This window comes from Leptospira jelokensis (genome assembly GCF_004769635.1).
In the GTDB taxonomy this organism is placed as follows: domain Bacteria; phylum Spirochaetota; class Leptospiria; order Leptospirales; family Leptospiraceae; genus Leptospira_A; species Leptospira_A jelokensis.
On sequence record NZ_RQGH01000009.1, the window covers coordinates 24,363 to 42,935 of the forward strand.

The window sequence follows — 18,573 nt, forward strand, 5'->3', positions numbered from 1 at the left end:
ATACAGTATGTTCCAATGGATTTATGAATCATTTGGTAATGATTATGGTTTTTTACGAGTGTTTAGTTATGTAACACTCCGAGCAATGATGGCTGGCCTCACATCCATGTTCATCACCTTTATCTTTGGAAAATCGTTAATTTCCTTTTTATTGTCTTTGAAATTTCGTGAGTCTGTACGAAATGATGGGCCACAATCCCATGCTACCAAATCGGGAACACCGACAATGGGTGGACTGATCATGATTTTATCTCTTACCATCTCCACACTGTTATGGGGAAACTTATCCAATTTAAATGTGATTTTACTTTTGGTTTCTGCGATCCTTTTTGCCGGACTTGGATTTACAGATGATTATATGAAATCGGTGAAAAAAATCAAAGGAGGGATGCGGGCCCGTACGAAATTCATTGTGACCATTGTTTTTGCCGTGACCATCACCACTTTATATTTTTATTTCACGGGAAAATCCAACACAAATGGAAACAAAGGGATTGTATTTACCATTACTGATTTGTTTTTACCTTTTGTAAAGGGACCAGTTTGGAATTTAGGATTCCTTGCAGTACCATTCGCTATACTCGTGTTAATCGGTAGTTCCCATGCCGTGAATTTGACCGATGGATTGGATGGTTTGGCTTCGGGAACGGTTGTAATATCCACAGCCACTTTTGCCTTGATATCCTATGTATCGGGTACACCTTCTGCTGCAAATTATTTACACATTCCTTACCTTCCTGGTTCCCACGAATACTCTGTTTTTCTTGCAGGACTCTCAGGTGCCTTATTAGGTTTTTTGTGGTTCAATTGCCACCCTGCCCAAGTATTTATGGGAGACACTGGTTCACTCTTTTTAGGTTCCACATTGGGTTTAGTGGCCATCATGTTAAAAAAAGAAATACTACTCGTGATCCTAGGTGGAATCTTTGTTGCGGAAGCAGTGAGTGTGATATTACAAGTTGGTTCTTTTAAACTCACTGGAAAACGTATCTTTAAAATGGCTCCTCTCCACCATCATTTTGAACTCATTGGTTGGTCAGAGGAAAAAGTTGTGATCCGATTTTGGATCATTGGAATCATCCTCGCGATCATCACACTTTCAACATTAAAAATCCAATAATGGAATTGATTCGTTCCATAAAATCCATATTGAGAATTGGTTCATCAAGGTTTGATGGACCATTATTATTTTCGATGTTTTTATTATTTGGAATCGGCATCATTGTGATGTTTAGTGCATCTGTCATTCCTGCGGAACGCGAGTTTTCAGATTCTTATTATTATCTAAAAAAACAACTGTTATGGGGTGGGATTGGAATTTTTTTATTCCTCATTTTTTGTCAGATTCCCTATCAGTTTTTGGTAAAGTGGTCTTTTGTATTTTCCTTACTGAGTTTGCTATTACTCGTTGCAGTGTTTGTCCCAGGGCTCGGCAAATCAGTAGGAACCAGTTATGGTAGGAGTTTCAATCGTTGGATCCAAATCGCAGGATTCCAAATCCAACCTTCTGAATTTTCAAAAATTAGTATCTTACTCTTTTCCTCTTATTTTTTTTATAATTTTGATTTTAAGAAAATCAAATGGGACAGAAAAAAAATCATCTCACTCGTTGTTATCTTTTTAACACTTTTACTCATTGTGATTGAACCTGCCTTTGGAACCACTGTTGAATTACTTTTAGTTTTATTTTTCTTTGTTTTGCTAGCTGGTTTTCCATTGAAACGACTTTTTATTTTAGGTGCTTCTGTGATTCCACTTCTTGTGGTACTTGTGACCCAGGTAGGTTACCGGAAAAAACGTTTAGAGATTTGGCTTGATCCTTATAAATTCCGGTTTGATGAAGGCCACCAATTGGTCACTAGTTTTCGGGCTTTTTTTGATGGGTCAACAACAGGGAAGGCTGTTGGAACAGGTTATGCACACAGATATCTCGCGTACAGCCATACAGACTTTGTTTTATCATCCTTTGTCGAAGATTTTGGATTTCTTGGGTTCCTATTTTTTATCCTCGTCGTAATCTTTCTTATGGTGCGTATCTTTTTATTATTAGAACGAACGAAAGACAAACTAGGATTTTTTTTGGGTTCAGGGATTCTCATTCTATTTGGATTCCAAACCATTTTAAATTTATTTGTGATCACAGGGATTGTACCTGTGACAGGGATTTCCCTTCCTTTTATGAGTTATGGTGGGTCGTCACTGCTTACAATTTTCATCCTCTTCGGAATTCTTGCCAACATTACAAGTAAAGAGAATTTGGTCGTATGAGTGGATCTGTCGTAATTGCAGCGGGTGGGACTGGAGGTCATATTTCTCCAGGAGTGGCTCTTGCCGAAATTTTAAGTGAAAAAGCAAATGTGTTTGGATTTGAAAACGTTTACATCCATTCTCTTGTCAGAAACAAAAATAACCCAGATCTTTTGCAACCACCTTGTGAAGTATTATGGCACAATGTACCACAACTAGGTGGTCTAAAAACAATCTTCTATCCAGTTTTATTTTTGATCCCTTTTATCAAAACTGTCTTACAATTTCGACGTTTGCACGTGAACGCAGTCATTGGCATGGGTGGGTATTCAAGTTTACCTGCGATCCTTTATGCCATTTTATTTCGTAAGCCATTGTATTTATGTGAACAAAACTGTGTTCCAGGAAAAATCACGAGGGTCTTCTCCAAATTCTCCAAAAAAATTGCCTTTAGTTTTCCTTTAGCCGAAGAGTTCCAAATCCCTGGCAAAACGATTGGAAACCCAATCCGTGGTCGTGTCATTCCTGAACATTTAAATATCAGACAAAATGAAAATCTCCATGAAGGAAAAAAGAATACAATCAACGTTCTTGTGTTAGGTGGCTCTCAAGGAGCAAGGCAATTAAACCAGATGATTCTTAAAACAATGGAAAACTCTGAAATTGCCTCCAAATATAAATTTCGATTGTTGACTGGAACAAACCTTTATGAAGAAACAAAAAGTCGGGCAAATGATGGTGCAGAGATCATATCCTATGCAAATGATATGAAACCTAATTACGAATGGGCCAATTTAGTAGTGGCAAGGTCAGGAGCTGGGGTCGTAGCAGAGTGTTTGGTTTTTGGATTGCCCATGATCCTTATCCCATATCCGTTTGCCGCAGATAACCACCAAAAGGCGAATGCCGATTATTTAGAGAAAGAAGGGGCAGCAGTCACCATCCATTCTACAAGTGATGACCCAACACCTCTTGTTAAGTATTTATTGTCTTGGAAAGACCATTCAGAAGTTTTAAGAGAAATGGGTCACGTGAGTTTGGCTCTGTCAAATGTAAATGCCGCTTACCAAACCGTTTCCTATTTTTTTTCTGAAGCAAAGTAGGACAGGGTAACAAGTGAAAGGTCCGATATTATTTTTAGGAATCGGTGGGAGTGGGATGTCTAGTCTTGCCCATATGGCCCTCGACTTAGAAATCCCAGTCATCGGTTACGACAAAAAAAGTTCGGAAGCCACTGAATTTTTACAAGAACGGGGAAGCACCATTTACCATTCGATTGAAACAATTCCTCTGGATGGAATGCAAATGGTTGTCTATAGTTCGGCGATCAATGATAAACACAAAGATGTTTTTGATACTATCAAGGGACTTGGGATTCCTTTGAAACATCGATCTGAGTTTATGCACTTACTTGTATCCAAACAAAAATCTATTTCTGTTGCCGGTAGCCATGGGAAAACATCCACAACCACAATGGTATCCCAAATCCTAACAGAAAAGGGATTTGATCCGACCATCATGATTGGCGGTGATACAAGTTTACTTCAAAAACGTGGTGGAAAAATCGGATCTGGAAATTTTGCTGTTTATGAATCAGATGAATCTGATGGGACCTTCCTTGGGCATAAAGCGGAATATAGACTCCTCACGAATATTGACAATGACCATCTTGATTACTATAAAACTCGAGAAAGGTTAGAAGATGCATTTTTTGAATACATGGGATTCCAATCAGCCGGAGAAACCATTCTCTTTTGTGGTGACCCTGGAATCAAAGCGGTTCTGCAATCAAAACACAAAGACTTAGCTTTTCATAAAGGATTCCACATAAGCCTTCTCGTCACAGAAGATATTGTAAAAGAAGAGTGGTTCCAAAATTTACAAAACCATTGGGCAAATCAAATCACAACGATTCTCTACAAATTAGGAAAGGACGAATTAACATTTCAATTAGGAAATGAAACGTATCGATTAACATTGCCATACCCTGGTGTTCATTACCTGACCAATGGACTTGTGGCACTCACTTGTGCATTCAGGATTGGTATCAGTCCAAATGATTCCATTGCAATCCTCTCGCGTTACATTGGAGTGAAACGGCGCCAAGAAATCTTAGGCCAGTGGAAAGCTGTGACTGTGGTAGATGATTATGGCCACCATCCTACGGAAATCAAAATGGTCATCCAATCCTTGAAAGACAAACACGCAACCAAAGGCAAACTCCATGTTCTGTTCCAACCACATCGTTTTACGAGAACAAAATTATTATTAGAAGACCTCGCAAATTCACTATTAGGTGCAGACTTTCTATATTTACTGCCTATCTATTCGGCAGGAGAAACTCCAATACCAGGAATCACGTCGATGAGTTTTTTACCATTTTTAGAGGCAAATCCTCCAAAAATGCTAAGTGGGGAACTCACGGCAGATTTAGAAATATTAAAACAAAATTTAAAACCAGGAGATCTGCTCTTGTGTTTAGGTGCAGGGAATGTGAGAGACTGGGGTGTAAGTTTGCTATCAGAACCCGAAGCCAGGTGAATTTTTTCGCTACAGTTCATGGAAAAGGGGATTCACCTCTTCTAAATTTCCTTTAAAATTCATATGACCCATCTTCCTTCCTGGTTTTGCATCCTCTTTTGCATACAAATGCAGTCGGTAACGATCATCTTTTAACAATTCATCCGCAATTTTTAAACTTTCTTGATACGAATTCCCAAGAATGTTTTTCATAAGAGTTGGCTTTGGCCTAACATCTGTTGGGGGAAGTTTGCCAGTAATGGCTTGTACATGCAAATAAAATTGTGAAAAACTTTGGCAATCTTGTGTGTAATGACCAGTGTTATGTGGTCTTGGTGCAAATTCATTTAAATACAATAAATTGTCCTTTAAAAAAAACTCAACACCCATGGTTCCCACATACTGCAAGGACTCAGCAAGTTTGGATGCCATTTCAATTGCTTCCAAATTTAAACTCACAGGAATCCTTGCAGGAAAAATAGACAGATCCAAGATATGGTCTTTGTGTTCGTTTTCCACTGCACCGTAACAAACGATGTCACCATTATGAAAACGAGTGAGGATGATACTGATCTCTTTTTGGAATGGAATCACTTCCTCAATCAAGTATTCGGAACTTTCAGATGGAAATGCAGAAATTAAAAATGCATCGTATTCGGTTTTGTTTTTAATTTTGACTTGGCCTTTGCCATCATATCCAAACCGTAATGTTTTGATGATCCACGGAAATTCGATAGCCACTTCTATGTGTGAAGTCTTTTTAGTAAGGTGAAAAAATTCTGCCGTGCGAAATCCTAATTTTCGAAAATGTGATTTCTCCAAAAAACGGTCTTGGGCAATGATTAGGGCTTTTGGTGGAGGGAATACATTCACAATTGTTTGTTCATTTAAGTATTCCAAAGTTGGCTTCGGTATGTTCTCAAACTCAAAGCTAAGAATATCCACTTGTTCTAAAAAAGTTTTGATCTCTTTTTTAGATTCGTAAGGGGCGATGGTACCTTTTGCTCCTACTTTTTCTGAAGGGGAATGGGGATCGGGGGAATAACTATAAAATTCATACCCAAGTGGAATGGCTTCCAAACACATCATTTGGCCAAGTTGGCCAGAACCCAAAACACCAATTTTCATTGGGCATCCAGATTCAATTGGTCATTTTTGGAGAGCGCTGCGATTCGGTTCGATTCCGCATATGTCTCTAGTTTCTTTGAAAGCTCTGGACTTGTGATGGAAAGAATCCTGACAGCAAGTAATCCAGCATTGGCGGCGCCACTTGTGCCTATGGCAAGTGTACCAACAGGTACACCTTTAGGCATTTGTACAATAGAGAGTAAACTATCCATTCCATTTAATGCCTTGGAAAGTACGGGAACACCTAATACAGGCAAGGTGGTAAGTGAGGCGGTCATCCCAGGTAGATGGGCAGCGCCTCCCGCGCCCGCAATGATCACACCAAATCCATTGTTTTTTGCATTTTTTGCAAACTCAAACATACGTTCTGGAGAACGATGGGCAGAGACAATTTCCTTTTCAAAAGGAATACCAAATTCTGTAAGGATTTCACATGTTTCCTTCATGGTTTCCCAATCAGAATAGGAGCCCATGATCACGGCTACTTTAGGTATTTGGTTTGTCATACGTTGAATCTAAAAAAGCCTCTCTCCCTTTCAACCTTTAAATGTTTGGAGTTCCGAAACGATTTCTTCCATTTTCATAGATCGTGAACCCTTTACGAGAATGACACTATGTTTTGGGATTTCGGTTTTGATGAATTGGATCAGTGCTTTTTTATCTAAAAAATGTTTTCCTCCATTTACTTGTTTTACCATAGGAAGTGTATCTTCACCTAATCCGAGTAAAGTTCCCTTTCCAATTTGATTGAGTTCTTTTCCAATTTGCTCGTGGTAATACTTTGAAAAGGTTCCCAATTCCTTCATCGTCCCAAGCACCCATACAATTTGTTTATTTTCAGCAAATTGTAAGCTGGCATCGATACTAGAGGACATAGACTCTGGATTCGCATTATAACAATCATCGATGATGGTATAATATCCTTTGGTGATATTCAAACGTTTATTCGGGCTTTTATAGGAAGTGATTGTTTTTAAGATTTGATTTTTTGAAATGCCAAAATAATTTCCAACTGCAAACATCCCTCTGACATTACTCAACAATTTTTGGCCAGGGATGTTCCAATGGACCAACTCATTTTTCCATGAAAGGATGAATCCATTTTTTTTAACAGAATTCACTTTGAGTTCTGGTTGTTTGGTATGTTTCCAAATCATAAGGTTTCGTTTGCTTTGTTTTGTCCTAACCTTTGCAAGCTCTAAAAAATCTAGATCGTCAGGTACAAAGAGTACACCACCAGGTCTTAGGCCCGAGATGATATCAATTTTTTCTTCTGCTATGTTTTTTCTAGATTTTAGATTTTCAATATGGGCTGAACCAATATTGGTAATCAGTGTATGAGTGGGTTCTGCAATGAGAGAAAGTCTTTTGATTTCACCTCTATGGTTCATTCCCATTTCACAGATGACAACACGTGTGTTCTCTGTGATCCGAAACAAAGTGAACGGAACTCCAATTTCATTATTAAAATTTTTTTCGGTCACAACCAAGGTTTTTGGATTTAAAAATCCAAAAAGGCCACCTAACAAATCCTTTGTTGTTGTTTTTCCGGATGAACCAGTGATGGCAATGAGAATTGGAGAAAAACGATTTCTGTGGTAGTTTGCGAGTCTTCCCAGAGCATGCAGCGTATCGTTTACAAAGATTGCTTTTTTTTGATCTGCAGTGGGTAAAACCTTTAGGACTGGGTGGTTTGGTTCACACAAAAAGCCTGTGGCACCATTTTTTAAGGCATCCAAAATAAACTCATGACCATCCCGATCTCCACGTAAGGGAACAAAAAGTGTATTTTTTTTGATCTCTCTTGATGAGGTGGAAATCCATTGGAATTTTGGATTCAAAGGGTTTTCCCAATCAGGTTTCGAGGAAAACAAACTTAGAATAGTTGACAGGGAATATTCAAATGGTGCGATCATAGCTTCTAAGCCAGATTTTCGGATGAAAGATAGATTTTAAAGAAAAACTTACATGAAACCACCCAAAATCAATGTGATTCTCATCGGCTTAGGAAGGATTGCCTCAAAACTGGAAAAGGATCCATACCGCAAAAAACCTTGTACCCATATGGGAGTGATCTCTTCTCCATGGGGGAAAAAAAACTTCAATTTTATTTCTGGGTATGACACAAAACGAGAAACATGTGAGGAGTTTGCAAAAACTTGGAAGGAGCAGGCACAAGTTTTACCAAAAGAACTTCCATCCGGTTTTGTTTTTCCAAACGCAGACCTTGCAGTTGTCGCAACACCCAGTCTCACTCATGGATTTTTTGCCAAACTTTGTATGGCTTCCGGAATCAAACATGTACTCATTGAAAAACCTGTTGCGATGGATGCAAAAGAAGCAAAATCCCTAGAAAGAATGGCAAAGGCAAAGGGATGCAAACTTTGGATCAACCACGAAAGGAGATACCACCCTAGTTACCTTTTTGTCAAAAATGAAATAGGAAAAGGTAGTTTTGGAGTTTTAAAATCAATTAGAGCTTCCGTATTCACTTCTGCCAAAAATCCTGGTATCGCATTTTCTAAGTTTGGTGGTGGACCATTATTGCATGACGGAACCCATGCTGTCGATTTAATCCACTGGTTGGTGGGAAAACCCAAACTCATCCATGCCTCTCTAGAACGTCCTAAAAAGGGGTTCGTGGAAACAAGAGCATTTGCAAATTTTCGCACAAAAAACCAAGTGGAAATCAATTTGGATGTTTCAGGGGGTCGTGAGTACTTCCAATTTGAACTTGATCTCCATACAGATTCCCACCGGATCATTTGCTCAAATGATGGGTTCCAATTCTATCGTTCCATTCCATCCAAATTGTACAAAGGATTTCACAGCTTGCAGTCCTATCTACCCAAAGGTTTTCCGAAACCTGAAGTTTCGAATGCTTTTTTAGGAATTTATTCCGAAATTGTAAATGTAATCCAAGGTAAGTCAAAACATATGGAAGGAACCATTGGAGAGAATGTGCAAATATTAGAAAGTATTGAATCCATTTACAGGTTTCCGAAATGAACCCAAAACAAAATCGTTCCATTTCCATTTATTTTTTTGTTCTCAAAACCTATTTTCAATACTTAGTTCTATCAAAAATTACGAAACGAATCCATTCTAAAGAAAACTTCCAAACAAAAAGAATTCAGTTTCTAAAAACGAAAGGCATCGAAACGAAACATCTTTTTTTCCAATTAGGTGGTGTTTACATTAAAATTGGCCAATTCCTTAGCAATTTATTCCATATCCTGCCTGAGGAATACTTATGGGAGTTACAAGATTTACAAGATAAAATTCCTCCTAGAGATTTTAATGAAATCAATGCTAGGTGGGAAAAGGATTTTGGAAAGTCCTTACACCAAATTTTTGATTCCCTTGACACGAATTCGTATGCCAGTGCCTCAACTGCCCAAGTTCATATTGGTTATTACCAAGAAAAAAAAGTAGCAATCAAAACATTGTACCCAGGCATCGAGGAAACTGCGAAATCTGATCTCGGAACAATATCAAAGGTCATTTGGTTTGTGGATCGATTTGTGGTAAAAGTTTCTGGGAAAGAAGTAGTCGAACAATTACAATCAATGATCCATGCGGAACTCGACCTGAGAACCGAACTTAAAAATTTAAAAATCTTAAAACAGTTGTTTGCACTCGAAAAAGATTTTTACATTCCAAATCCAGTCGAAGAATTTTGTAACCGCCACACACTCGTGACTGAGTTCGTCGAAGGCAAAAAAATTTACGAATTGGAATTGGACTTAGCACCAACAAAACGTAGCCCTCATTTAGAAAAATTAATACGCGCTTTCATCCTGATGATTTTTGAGTATCGTTTCTTTCACGCTGACCCACACCCTGGAAATTTGATTTTTATGGAAACGGGAGAACTCTGTTTGATCGATTTTGGTGCGGTCCAATCCATTTCAGAAGAAGAAACCCAAATTTTGGAACGTATTTTGGTTGGGGCAATGCGAAAAGACTACCACCTTGTTTCGGAATCCTTGGTAGCACTTGGTGCTGTAACAGGTACTTTGTCGAAAGAAGAATTAACACAAATCGTAAAGTATTCACTTGAAAAACTAAACCGCATTTTAGCAGATACCAATCATTTTCGTAATTTAAGTTTTGAGACTCTGAAGCCAGGCGAAGACTTACGATTTTTAAAAGAAATCCAAGTCAGTTTGAAACGCTTGTTATCGAGTTTGAAACTGCCTCCAAATTTCCTCAGTTTGCACCGAGTGCTTGCCTTATTACTTGGAAATTCCTCTTATTTGGATCCATCCCGTTCCATGATTGAATATGCGGAAAAACCTTTTTCACAAATTGTATTAAAGGGAAGTAGTTTCAAACGCCTCTGGAAGGATGAAGGGGAAGAATTTTTAACAAGTTTGTTTTCCTTACCAAAAGAACTAAACGAATTCCTTTACAAATGGAACCGAGGTGAATTGACGAACCAAAACCAAACCAAAACGGATGAACTCAGATTGAGGGAAATATTTACCTTTGGAGTTCTCGGATCATTATTTTTCTTTTTTGGAATGTATTATGCGGAAAAATTCTGGAAAGAACCAAGCATAATATTTTATATACTATCAGGACTTAGTTTTTGGTCTCTTGCTAAATCGAGTCTAAGTTATTGGAAACAAAAATAAACGGAAAAATTCAAACACCATCTTTATGAAATTACCTAACATTCCCTTTTTTTCAGTATTTAAGCCTGGTTATTTGGCATTTGTTGCTTTTGGTCTATTTTTAGACTTACTTACAAAATACATTATCATCGTAAAAATGTCCGCTGATGAAAGTATCTCAGTCCTTGGGGACTTTTTTAGACTCTCACTTACGTTTAACACAGGTTTTGTTTTTGGCCTTTTCCAAGACAATGCTTTACCTTCTTTATTTGCGACAGGTTTTGCCATTGTTTTTTTGATTTTTTACCGATGGCAAAATTCTGATTTGGGAAATGTATGGGGATGGAATTTTGTGATGGCCGGAGCCTTCGGAAATTTTATTGATAAATTTTTTGTGAAAATCCCAGGCAGTGGGTTTCGATTTGGATTCACACCTGAAAAACCAGGGATAGAATTCATCGGTGTTGTTGACTTTTTGGATTTCGATTGGCCAAACTTTTTACTGTTTACCAGATGGCCTGCATTCAATGTCGCAGATTCTTGTGTTTCCATTGGTATTGTCATTTTACTCTTTACCATGGATTGGAAGGAGATGGATAAAAAATAACCAAAGGAGGAATCGAGAAAACGCATTCCTTCTTTCGTTCAGCCAAGGATCCCTTGGAATTAGGTTCCAATTCCTGGGGTTCCTTCTTCGTTTTGATTCTTTTTAGATAATTGTCATTGTTAGAGGGACTGGTTTTCCTTTTTTTAGTTAAAAAGTTTTCCGTTCCTTCCTTTTTTCTAAAGCAAATAACTTCTCATCACATTGACGGAAAGTGTTTTGAAAACATCTTTGTCTTCCTCAATTTTACCGACCTTCCAATTGATCCCAGAGGGAGACGCATACAAACTTCTGGCAGGTATACCTTCGGAAGGCCCACAAACTCGGATTAAGTGGATGTTTTTTGATTTGGCTAAACCTTCATAAAAACTTAAGTCTTCCTCATAGGTGTTTTGGTTACGAGTTGTATCCAAATGAAAGATGATTTCAATGTTCTCTTTATGGAATTCATCCCAAATGGACTGGTTTCCCAGATCATCACCGAGCATCACTCCAAAACGAAGCCCACCCATAATGAAAATGGATTCCGTTAACCCTGGTTTGGTGCCCAAATCAAGGGTTACATTTGGGGTCTTTTTTTCATAAAAATCGACTAACACTAACGACTGAACGATGGGTAGGGCAGAAACCAAATTCCCTTCTTCGTTCGTTCGGTAGTGGCTACCACCTAGGATCACTCCAGAAAACTTTTCTGAAATTTCCAATAGATGGTCTTGGTATTCCTTTTCGTGTTTCGCTGCGTCGGAAGGAGTGGAACTTTGGAAAAAATGCGGATACCCCTCTGGCAGAAGTAAAAAATGAGCCTTACTTTGTTGGATCTTTGTAATTTCGTCTGCGGTGAATCGTTTGTGAAGGTTCTTTTGGTAAATTGCGATTTTGATGACTGCCATTAAAATGGATTTCCTGTGGGTAATATGTCATCATCAGAGAGGTCGTCCAAACTGTCATTTGTTTGCCCATCTAAAGAAGTACCTTCTTCTGTGGTGATGGGTTCTGTGGGTTTTGTTGCCTCTGCGGTCACTTCTGCTTTTGCATCCCCCTCTAGTTCAGAAGCATCCGGAGAATCAGATTCTTTCGCGGCTTCCATGTCCACGCCGAAGGAAGATTTCATTTGTTCAGGTGTGAGTTCCACAAGCCCACCATAAAGGTCTCCCGTTTCGATTCGGTCATGAAGGGCTAACAAGTAACAGTAAGCCTCCATAATGCATTGTTTCACCGGTTTTTTATTGAGTCGTTTCCGAGATTCCATGGAATCCAAAGTCAAAACATCATTCATATTCGCGACAATTTCCTTTTTGCCCTTCATGTCTTTGATGAGGGTGAGAAGGGAATCTCTCGACTTTAAACTAAAGTCTTTGATGGCCATCCGAACTGTCCTTGACTGTCCTGTCCTTTTTTGTTCGATCCCAGTCAGTTTTTTGGAAGCTTCGATGTAATTGGCACCAGGGTTCGCTTTGTGTTTTTCTAATTCTCTTAAAATATCATGGTAGATACGAAATTGGTCTATGATGGTACGAGTGCTTTCGTAAATATCCAACATCTTTTGTCTGTAATCCACCTTTACCCCGTTAATCGAACCAGGTTTGATATCGATTTTTTTAGTGGTCATTACAAAGGAATATTCATCATCAAATTCATAAAAATAAAATAATGCAAGTAGGGCTTTGTCAGCGTCTGGGATATTTGCATATTCATTTTTGGGATCAAATTTTTTACGTAATTTAGGAATGGAGTACATCTGCATCAAACGTAATCCATAGGCTTGTTCTTTGGATAAGGGGACTTCTTCTTCCTTTTTTTCCTCTTCCTTGGAAGCATTTTCTGCTTCTTTCTCTTCCTTGGTTTCTACCTGTTTGCCACCGGGAACATTTTCCCCTGATTTCCTTTGGCCAGGTTTTTCTTCAGGCGTGATACCCAAAAGATTTTCCATATAACGAGAAATAAGTGGGATATTTTTATTTTCAGCACGAATGACAACGAGATACAATCGGTCAAAAAAACCATCAAACAAGGTATCAATTTCTTGTAACACTTTCCGTTTTTTATTCGCATAAATGAGGGCAGGTTTTCCCTCTAACTTTTGTAATTCGTCATAGGCTTGTGCAAAAGACTTTTTTAAAGTTTCTTGGTACGGGTAAAGGATGTACATCCTTTTGAATAGGGAATAAATCTGATTTTTGACCCTTTCAATCGCTACCGGAGATTCTGGCGCTGTCATGATGGGTTCTGTAATGTCTGTTAACTCAGGGCCATTGTATAATTTTTGACCCATGGCAAGTAATTCTACAAGAAGGGGATTGATCCGATCGAGTGCTTTACTCAGTTGGGGTGAATACTGTTGGTTTGCAAGTAACTCGTTCCCACTGTATTGCAATTCGATTAATGCTTGTTTGGCACGAATGGAAAAATCGTGCATAAACTTCGGAGTGAGATCACTGGATCCAAAGGGAGTGACACGGGCTAACCAACATTTAAGTTTGATGGAAAAACGAGCAGTAAAACTACTGATCTCTTTTTCATATTGGGCTTTGGAATCGATTTGTGATTTGGAAACATTGGCATCTTCTTTGGAAGGACTCCTTCCTGAAGAGGAACTCCCTCCGCGACTCCCAGAACGACTTTCATCTCCCCCTCGAGAAACGGTGCCTTGTCTGACCTTTGGCTCTGGTCGACTTTTCCTACCGTCATCTTCCTTTGCAGGAGGTTTTTCTTTGATGACTTCTCCACCTGCGCTCTTAAACTTATTGAACATATCCTTTCTCTGAGAATCGTCCAGTTTGCCAACGCCAATGGCTCGTTTGGTATTATCGAAATCGCCCATAGTTTTATTATCGTTCCAATTTCTCACTATAGGAAGAGAAGTTTCTTTCAAAAAGCAATTTTTAGTAGATTCCCCCGTTTTTCGAAAAAGATTGGAGTCCAAAAGGTAAAGACATGGCAGATTATATCCTATCAGAAGACTTAAAAGAAGCGGTCCAAGTGGCAGAGATCACAAAACGCCCACTCCTTTTAAAAGGGGAACCAGGAACTGGGAAAACTCTACTCGCTAGTTTCCTTGCCGAATCCAAAAAACTGCCTTTTTACCGATGGCACATCAAATCCACAAGCCTTGCCAAAGAAGGTTTGTATTTTTATGATGCTGTTTCCAGGTTGAACGACTCAAGGTTCCCAGAAGAAGAGGCAATGCAACGCGTACGGGATGTAAAAAACTACATTCGGTTAGGTGCCCTTGGAGAAGCCTTTTTACAACCAAACAAATCAGTGGTGCTGATCGATGAAATCGATAAAGCCGACATTGAGTTTCCTAATGACCTTTTACTGGAATTAGACAAAATGGAATTTTTTATCCCAGAAACAAAGGAACACATTGTAGCGAAAGAAAGACCGATTGTCATCATCACTTCCAATAACGAAAAAGAACTACCGGATGCGTTTCTCAGACGTTGTATTTTCCACTACATTGAGTTTCCGAAACGTGAATCGATGAAAGAAATCATAAAAGCCCATTTTCCATCCATCGAAACTGAGTTTATGGAAAAAGCGCTCGCTATGTTTTACTCCATTCGTAAAATCGAAAGCCTTAGAAAAAAACCTTCCACAAGTGAGTTACTGGATTGGATCCAAGTTTTACTGGTTTCGGGAGAGAGCTTGGAATCAAGTAAAATCCCATTTGCAGGGACTCTGTTTAAATCAGAAGAAGATTACCGGGTCTACTTAAACTAATATGTTTTTGGATTTTTTCTACAATCTGCGAAAAGAAACAGTTCCTTGTTCCACAGGAGAACTCGTCGCTTTCTTAGAAACAATCCGAAAACTCACAGACCCTACAGGTTACATCAATCTTGACCAATTGTACAGGGTGGGACGACTTAATTTTGCAAAAGATTTAAAACATTATGATGCCTATGACCTTGCCTTTGGCAAAACCTTTGGGAGTTGGAAGGAACAAAGGATAGAGTTTCGGGACATCCTTTTTGAGTGGCTGGAAGAAAACATTCCCAAAGACCTTTCTCTTGAACAAAAAGAAAAAGCACCTAACATGAGTATGGACGAGGTCATTGAAGAATTAAAAAAACGCCTGAACGAACAAAAAGAACGCCATGATGGTGGGAGTAAATGGGTAGGTACATCCGGCACAAGTCCTTTTGGAAACTCAGGGTTCAATCCGAATGGGCTTTCCATCGGAGGTAATACGGAAGGACAAGGCAATCGTTCGGGTGTGAGCCTTTGGAACGAAAGAAAATACAAAGCCTACCGAGAAGATGAAATTTTAGATACTCGTTCCATCCAATTAGCATTAAAAGAACTTCGGTTTTTGAAAAAAGAAGGCAAACGCGAGTTACATGTTGATAAAACCATCGATAAAACCTGTGAAAATGGGGGAGAAATCGAATTGGTGGAAGAAAGGGAAAGGAAAAATTCATTAAGGCTTGTTCTTATCATGGACATTGGTGGCAGTATGACACCACACTCAGACCGAGTAAGCCAACTCTTCAGTGCGAGCCGTGGGCTGTATCATTTTAAGGAAGTGCACCACTATTATTTTCATAATATCTTTCATGAATACCTCTATGAAAACCATGAGTTTCAATCCAGAATCTCTCTGAAACATTTTGAAGAAAAATTTCGAAAGAACACAAAACTGATTTTTGTAGGGGATGCCTATATGGCCCCATATGAACTTATGGGAACCCCATATAATCTCTATGCCTACCATTCTCATTCCAAAGAAGAAAAAGAGAAAAAAGCCAAAAGTGGATTGGAATGTTTGAAAGAGCTAGTTGGATATTTTCCTGATGCGATTTGGCTAAACCCCGAACCAAAACGATTTTGGGGAGCACCCACAATTGAAGCCATTGAGGACGTAATTCCTATGTTTCCTTTGACCATCGAAGGTTTACGAAAAGCGGTCAAACGATTGGTTTAATGCTTTAAAATCAATGGTTTTGATTCATTTTCCGAACTGCAATTGTCGTTAATAAAAGTAAATGTCCATACAAATATCCATTCCAAGTCTGGTCATTTTTCTAATCAATATTTGCACCTTAGCGTTTTATTATTCCTTTTATCGTTTCCATTTCTACCGGTTTACGGAAGGATTTTTACAATACACAGCACTTGCATTCTCTTTGTTCAGTGCAGGTTTTGCCATAGCGATCCAAGCCTTGTTTTTGTATTGGATGCCAAATGTAGGAGTTTTTTGGAATTCGTTTCTCCTTTCTTCCTTTGTGGAAGAATTTGCAAAATTACTAGGGATCTATTTATTTTTTAGTAAAAACCAAGATGAGTTCACTGTAACGGATGGGATTTTTTATGGCCTTGTCCTTGGTGGAGGGTTTGGGCTTGTTGAAAATATTTTGTATTTTATCAATACAGGTCTTTGGTCTCAAGTGTTACGTTCCATCACCGCACTTCCCATCCATATGATGAACGGGGGCCTTGTGGGTGCTTTTACAATGATGTTTTTGTTTCACAAAAACCCTGTATTCAAATGGGGGAATTTGATCACGGGTTTTTTTGTTTGTGTTTTCATCCATGGTCTTTATAACCTCTCTTTGTTCCAAGAAATTGACCTACTTGTGATTTTACCCATTTGTATCCTCACGTTATTTTTTATGTTGGAACTTACGATTGCAAAATCGCGTATCCTTGTACCAGGCCAAATCCTAAAGCTTATGGATATGAGTATGGAAGAGTATGAAATTTTGAGCCGTCACAACCGACATGAAGGTTGGATCCAAAATGTTCAAAAACACATCTCCACTTCAGGCATTCGCCTGTTCCAATACCCTAACTTACGTCATACGATCCTTACGATTTTCTTTTTGATACCTGGAATTTTATCCATTTATCTTTTGTATGAATCACCAGACTGGATTTCCAGAAAGTTTCCTGATTTAGTCATCCAAGATTATTTTGCATTATTTGTGATGTACCCGATTGTACTCTCTTTCATGTTCTTTTTTGCAGGGATACTCAATCCATATTTTTTTAGGGATCGGATGCTTGCAGTACCTTTGTTTAGTTCAGTGGATATGCATGTTGGTGATAAAGAGGAAAACTCAGCGATTTTTCACATCACAGCCAATATGTTTTATCTTCCAACGTCTCAAAATTTTCCGAAAGATACGGAGGTTACCTTTGACCTATGGATTGGTTTAACTTGTTTTTCTGGGCTTCGAGGTAAAATCTTATGGAGCAGGGAAAATGAAGAAGGGAATTGTGGGGTGATGTGCCAACTAAATTCCATTCCCTATCTCTTCTTATTGCAATGGAATTTGTTACGTTTCAAACAAAATTTAAAAAATCTATTCTTACGCAAAGTTCAAGTTTAAACCAACCTAAAACTAAAATGATGTTTCAAAACTCAATCCATAATGGAGGGATTCATTCGGATTTTTCTCTGTTTTTGATAGGAAATAAGGATTTGGATTGTATTTCCAATCTAACATTGGTTTGAGATAAACTGCTTGTGAACTATCCTTTCCTGAATCCCTTTGTCCCAAGTAAAAACTATCTAAGAAACTATATGTAAGTACAGAAGCAAATACAACAGCATACATCGTAAATCTTTGCCTATGAAAATCATAACGATCGTTCCCAAGTATGTTGGATGCTAAAAACACCCGCCCATCTCCCGTGGGCAGGTATTCCACGTCTTGGTTGATCGCTTTCACAGACATATTGTATTCATATGCCATCCCAAGCCCAGACACAAGTGCCGTTCCAAAAAGAAAAATAGCTTTTCCGTATCGTTTTTCAGAAATGGAAGTATAACCAGGGATCACCTTTGGGGTTTCTTCTTTGATCACTTTGGCGATCACCGATTTGTTTTGGTATTCAAAGGAAACAAATTCTAAGATGTCGGCTGTTTCCAATTTTTTATCTTCCGTCTCAATCGTCATCCGACCTCGGTCCAGTGACTTATAAAGTCCTGTTACTTCTTTGGTTTTAAAAGTCCACTTTCCCTTGGTACCAATTTGGATGTAACGGTCCACAGGAAGGCCTGATTCTTGAGACACCTTTAGGTTAGAGATTTTTTTAATGGGGATGGTTTCAAGTTCTAAGGGGCTACTTTTTTTGGAAAAACTAGCACTGGTTTTGGTAAGTCTTGTGAGGATGAGATCGCAGTCCTCCACACCAAACGTTTTGTAATCGGCGCAAGCTGGCAGTCCATCATAACCCACATCGATGCCCAAAACTTCTTCATTTAAAAATTTGTATTTTTTCCCTTGGTCAACCCATTCCACATGAGTGGGGGTCACATTCTGTACCTTTCCATTCAGTACTTCCCCCGATTTCAATCGTATTTTATCCGCAGAAAGGGTCCCCGTAAGCAAAAGCATTCCCAAAAGGAAACTACGGAGTCCCAACTCACGAATCTTTGCTATGTGGATCATGAAAACCAATGGAAAATCTCAAATTTGTGATAGATTTCTATCACTTAATTATCGA

Annotated in this window: 16 protein-coding genes; 10 read left to right on the top strand and 6 right to left on the bottom strand. The window is 38.7% G+C overall.

Features of this window, described 5'->3' with window-relative positions; translation table 11 throughout:
• Positions 1-7 precede the first annotated feature (7 nt).
• Genes mraY through murC form a run of 4 tightly spaced genes read left to right on the top strand, consistent with a single transcriptional unit; the run spans position 8 to position 4,788 of the window.
• Positions 8-1,120, top strand: a complete 1,113-nt coding sequence (gene mraY / locus EHQ62_RS03210; protein ID WP_135640805.1) for a phospho-N-acetylmuramoyl-pentapeptide-transferase — start codon at positions 8-10, stop codon at positions 1,118-1,120.
• On the top strand, positions 1,120-2,268 hold the full coding sequence (locus EHQ62_RS03215; protein WP_135640806.1) for an FtsW/RodA/SpoVE family cell cycle protein: 1,149 nt from the start codon (positions 1,120-1,122) through the stop codon (positions 2,266-2,268). Before mraY ends, EHQ62_RS03215 begins: the two co-directional genes overlap by 1 nt.
• The gene (locus EHQ62_RS03220) at positions 2,265-3,350 is read left to right on the top strand and encodes a UDP-N-acetylglucosamine--N-acetylmuramyl-(pentapeptide) pyrophosphoryl-undecaprenol N-acetylglucosamine transferase (RefSeq protein WP_135640807.1); all 1,086 of its coding nucleotides are present in this window, start codon (positions 2,265-2,267) and stop codon (positions 3,348-3,350) included. Before EHQ62_RS03215 ends, EHQ62_RS03220 begins: the two co-directional genes overlap by 4 nt.
• A gap of 13 nt (positions 3,351-3,363) precedes the next feature.
• Complete coding sequence (gene murC, locus EHQ62_RS03225; RefSeq protein ID WP_135640808.1) at positions 3,364-4,788, top strand: UDP-N-acetylmuramate--L-alanine ligase; 1,425 nt, start codon at positions 3,364-3,366, stop codon at positions 4,786-4,788.
• A 9-nt stretch (positions 4,789-4,797) separates the two neighbouring features.
• On the opposite strand, the gene EHQ62_RS03230 is transcribed toward murC, so the two are convergent.
• Genes EHQ62_RS03230 through EHQ62_RS03240 form a run of 3 tightly spaced genes read right to left on the bottom strand, consistent with a single transcriptional unit; the run spans position 4,798 to position 7,736 of the window.
• Positions 4,798-5,895, bottom strand: a complete 1,098-nt coding sequence (locus EHQ62_RS03230) for a 5-(carboxyamino)imidazole ribonucleotide synthase (RefSeq protein WP_135640809.1) — start codon at positions 5,893-5,895, stop codon at positions 4,798-4,800.
• Positions 5,892-6,401 (bottom strand): 5-(carboxyamino)imidazole ribonucleotide mutase, encoded by a 510-nt coding sequence (purE, locus tag EHQ62_RS03235; protein ID WP_135640810.1) that lies wholly within the window; start codon positions 6,399-6,401, stop codon positions 5,892-5,894. The genes EHQ62_RS03230 and purE overlap by 4 nt, the downstream gene beginning before the upstream one ends.
• A 30-nt stretch (positions 6,402-6,431) precedes the next feature.
• Positions 6,432-7,736 carry a UDP-N-acetylmuramoyl-tripeptide--D-alanyl-D-alanine ligase gene (locus EHQ62_RS03240; protein ID WP_244241612.1) on the bottom strand — a complete coding sequence of 435 codons (1,305 nt, stop codon included), beginning with the start codon at positions 7,734-7,736 and terminating at the stop codon, positions 6,432-6,434.
• Between the two features lie 127 nt (positions 7,737-7,863).
• Here EHQ62_RS03240 and EHQ62_RS03245 point away from each other — a divergent pair, with 127 nt between their 5' ends.
• The 3 genes from EHQ62_RS03245 to EHQ62_RS03255 are packed head-to-tail and all read left to right on the top strand — an operon-like array spanning position 7,864 to position 11,121.
• On the top strand, positions 7,864-8,904 hold the full coding sequence (locus EHQ62_RS03245; RefSeq protein WP_135640812.1) for a Gfo/Idh/MocA family protein: 1,041 nt from the start codon (positions 7,864-7,866) through the stop codon (positions 8,902-8,904).
• A complete protein-coding gene (locus EHQ62_RS03250) occupies positions 8,901-10,535 on the top strand; it encodes an ABC1 kinase family protein (protein WP_135640813.1) in 1,635 nt (544 codons plus the stop codon). Before EHQ62_RS03245 ends, EHQ62_RS03250 begins: the two co-directional genes overlap by 4 nt.
• Before the next feature lie 25 nt (positions 10,536-10,560).
• Positions 10,561-11,121, top strand: coding sequence for a lipoprotein signal peptidase (locus EHQ62_RS03255; RefSeq protein WP_135640814.1), 561 nt, complete (start codon positions 10,561-10,563; stop codon positions 11,119-11,121).
• Between the two features lie 176 nt (positions 11,122-11,297).
• Here EHQ62_RS03255 and EHQ62_RS03260 read toward each other — a convergent pair whose 3' ends face one another.
• Together EHQ62_RS03260 and EHQ62_RS03265 are read right to left on the bottom strand one after the other, a co-directional pair.
• Complete coding sequence (locus EHQ62_RS03260) at positions 11,298-12,008, bottom strand: amidohydrolase (RefSeq protein ID WP_135640815.1); 711 nt, start codon at positions 12,006-12,008, stop codon at positions 11,298-11,300.
• Positions 12,008-13,939: a hypothetical protein gene (locus tag EHQ62_RS03265; protein ID WP_135640816.1), complete on the bottom strand. Its 1,932-nt coding sequence runs from the start codon at positions 13,937-13,939 to the stop codon at positions 12,008-12,010. Before EHQ62_RS03265 ends, EHQ62_RS03260 begins: the two co-directional genes overlap by 1 nt.
• Before the next feature lie 113 nt (positions 13,940-14,052).
• On the opposite strand from EHQ62_RS03265, the gene EHQ62_RS03270 reads away from it, so the two are divergent.
• The 3 genes from EHQ62_RS03270 to EHQ62_RS03280 all read left to right on the top strand — a co-directional run bounded on the left by EHQ62_RS03270 (position 14,053) and on the right by EHQ62_RS03280 (position 17,453).
• On the top strand, positions 14,053-14,841 hold the full coding sequence (locus EHQ62_RS03270) for an AAA family ATPase (protein WP_135640817.1): 789 nt from the start codon (positions 14,053-14,055) through the stop codon (positions 14,839-14,841).
• Position 14,842: 1 nt separating this feature from the next.
• The gene (locus tag EHQ62_RS03275) at positions 14,843-16,045 is read left to right on the top strand and encodes a VWA domain-containing protein (protein ID WP_135640818.1); all 1,203 of its coding nucleotides are present in this window, start codon (positions 14,843-14,845) and stop codon (positions 16,043-16,045) included.
• 61 nt (positions 16,046-16,106) lie between these two features.
• The gene (locus EHQ62_RS03280; protein ID WP_135640819.1) at positions 16,107-17,453 is read left to right on the top strand and encodes a PrsW family glutamic-type intramembrane protease; all 1,347 of its coding nucleotides are present in this window, start codon (positions 16,107-16,109) and stop codon (positions 17,451-17,453) included.
• Positions 17,454-17,465: 12 nt separating this feature from the next.
• Here the strand turns inward: EHQ62_RS03280 and EHQ62_RS03285 are convergent, their stop codons facing one another.
• On the bottom strand, positions 17,466-18,518 hold the full coding sequence (locus EHQ62_RS03285; RefSeq protein WP_244241613.1) for an LB_137 family protein: 1,053 nt from the start codon (positions 18,516-18,518) through the stop codon (positions 17,466-17,468).
• Between the last annotated feature and the right edge of the window lie 55 nt (positions 18,519-18,573).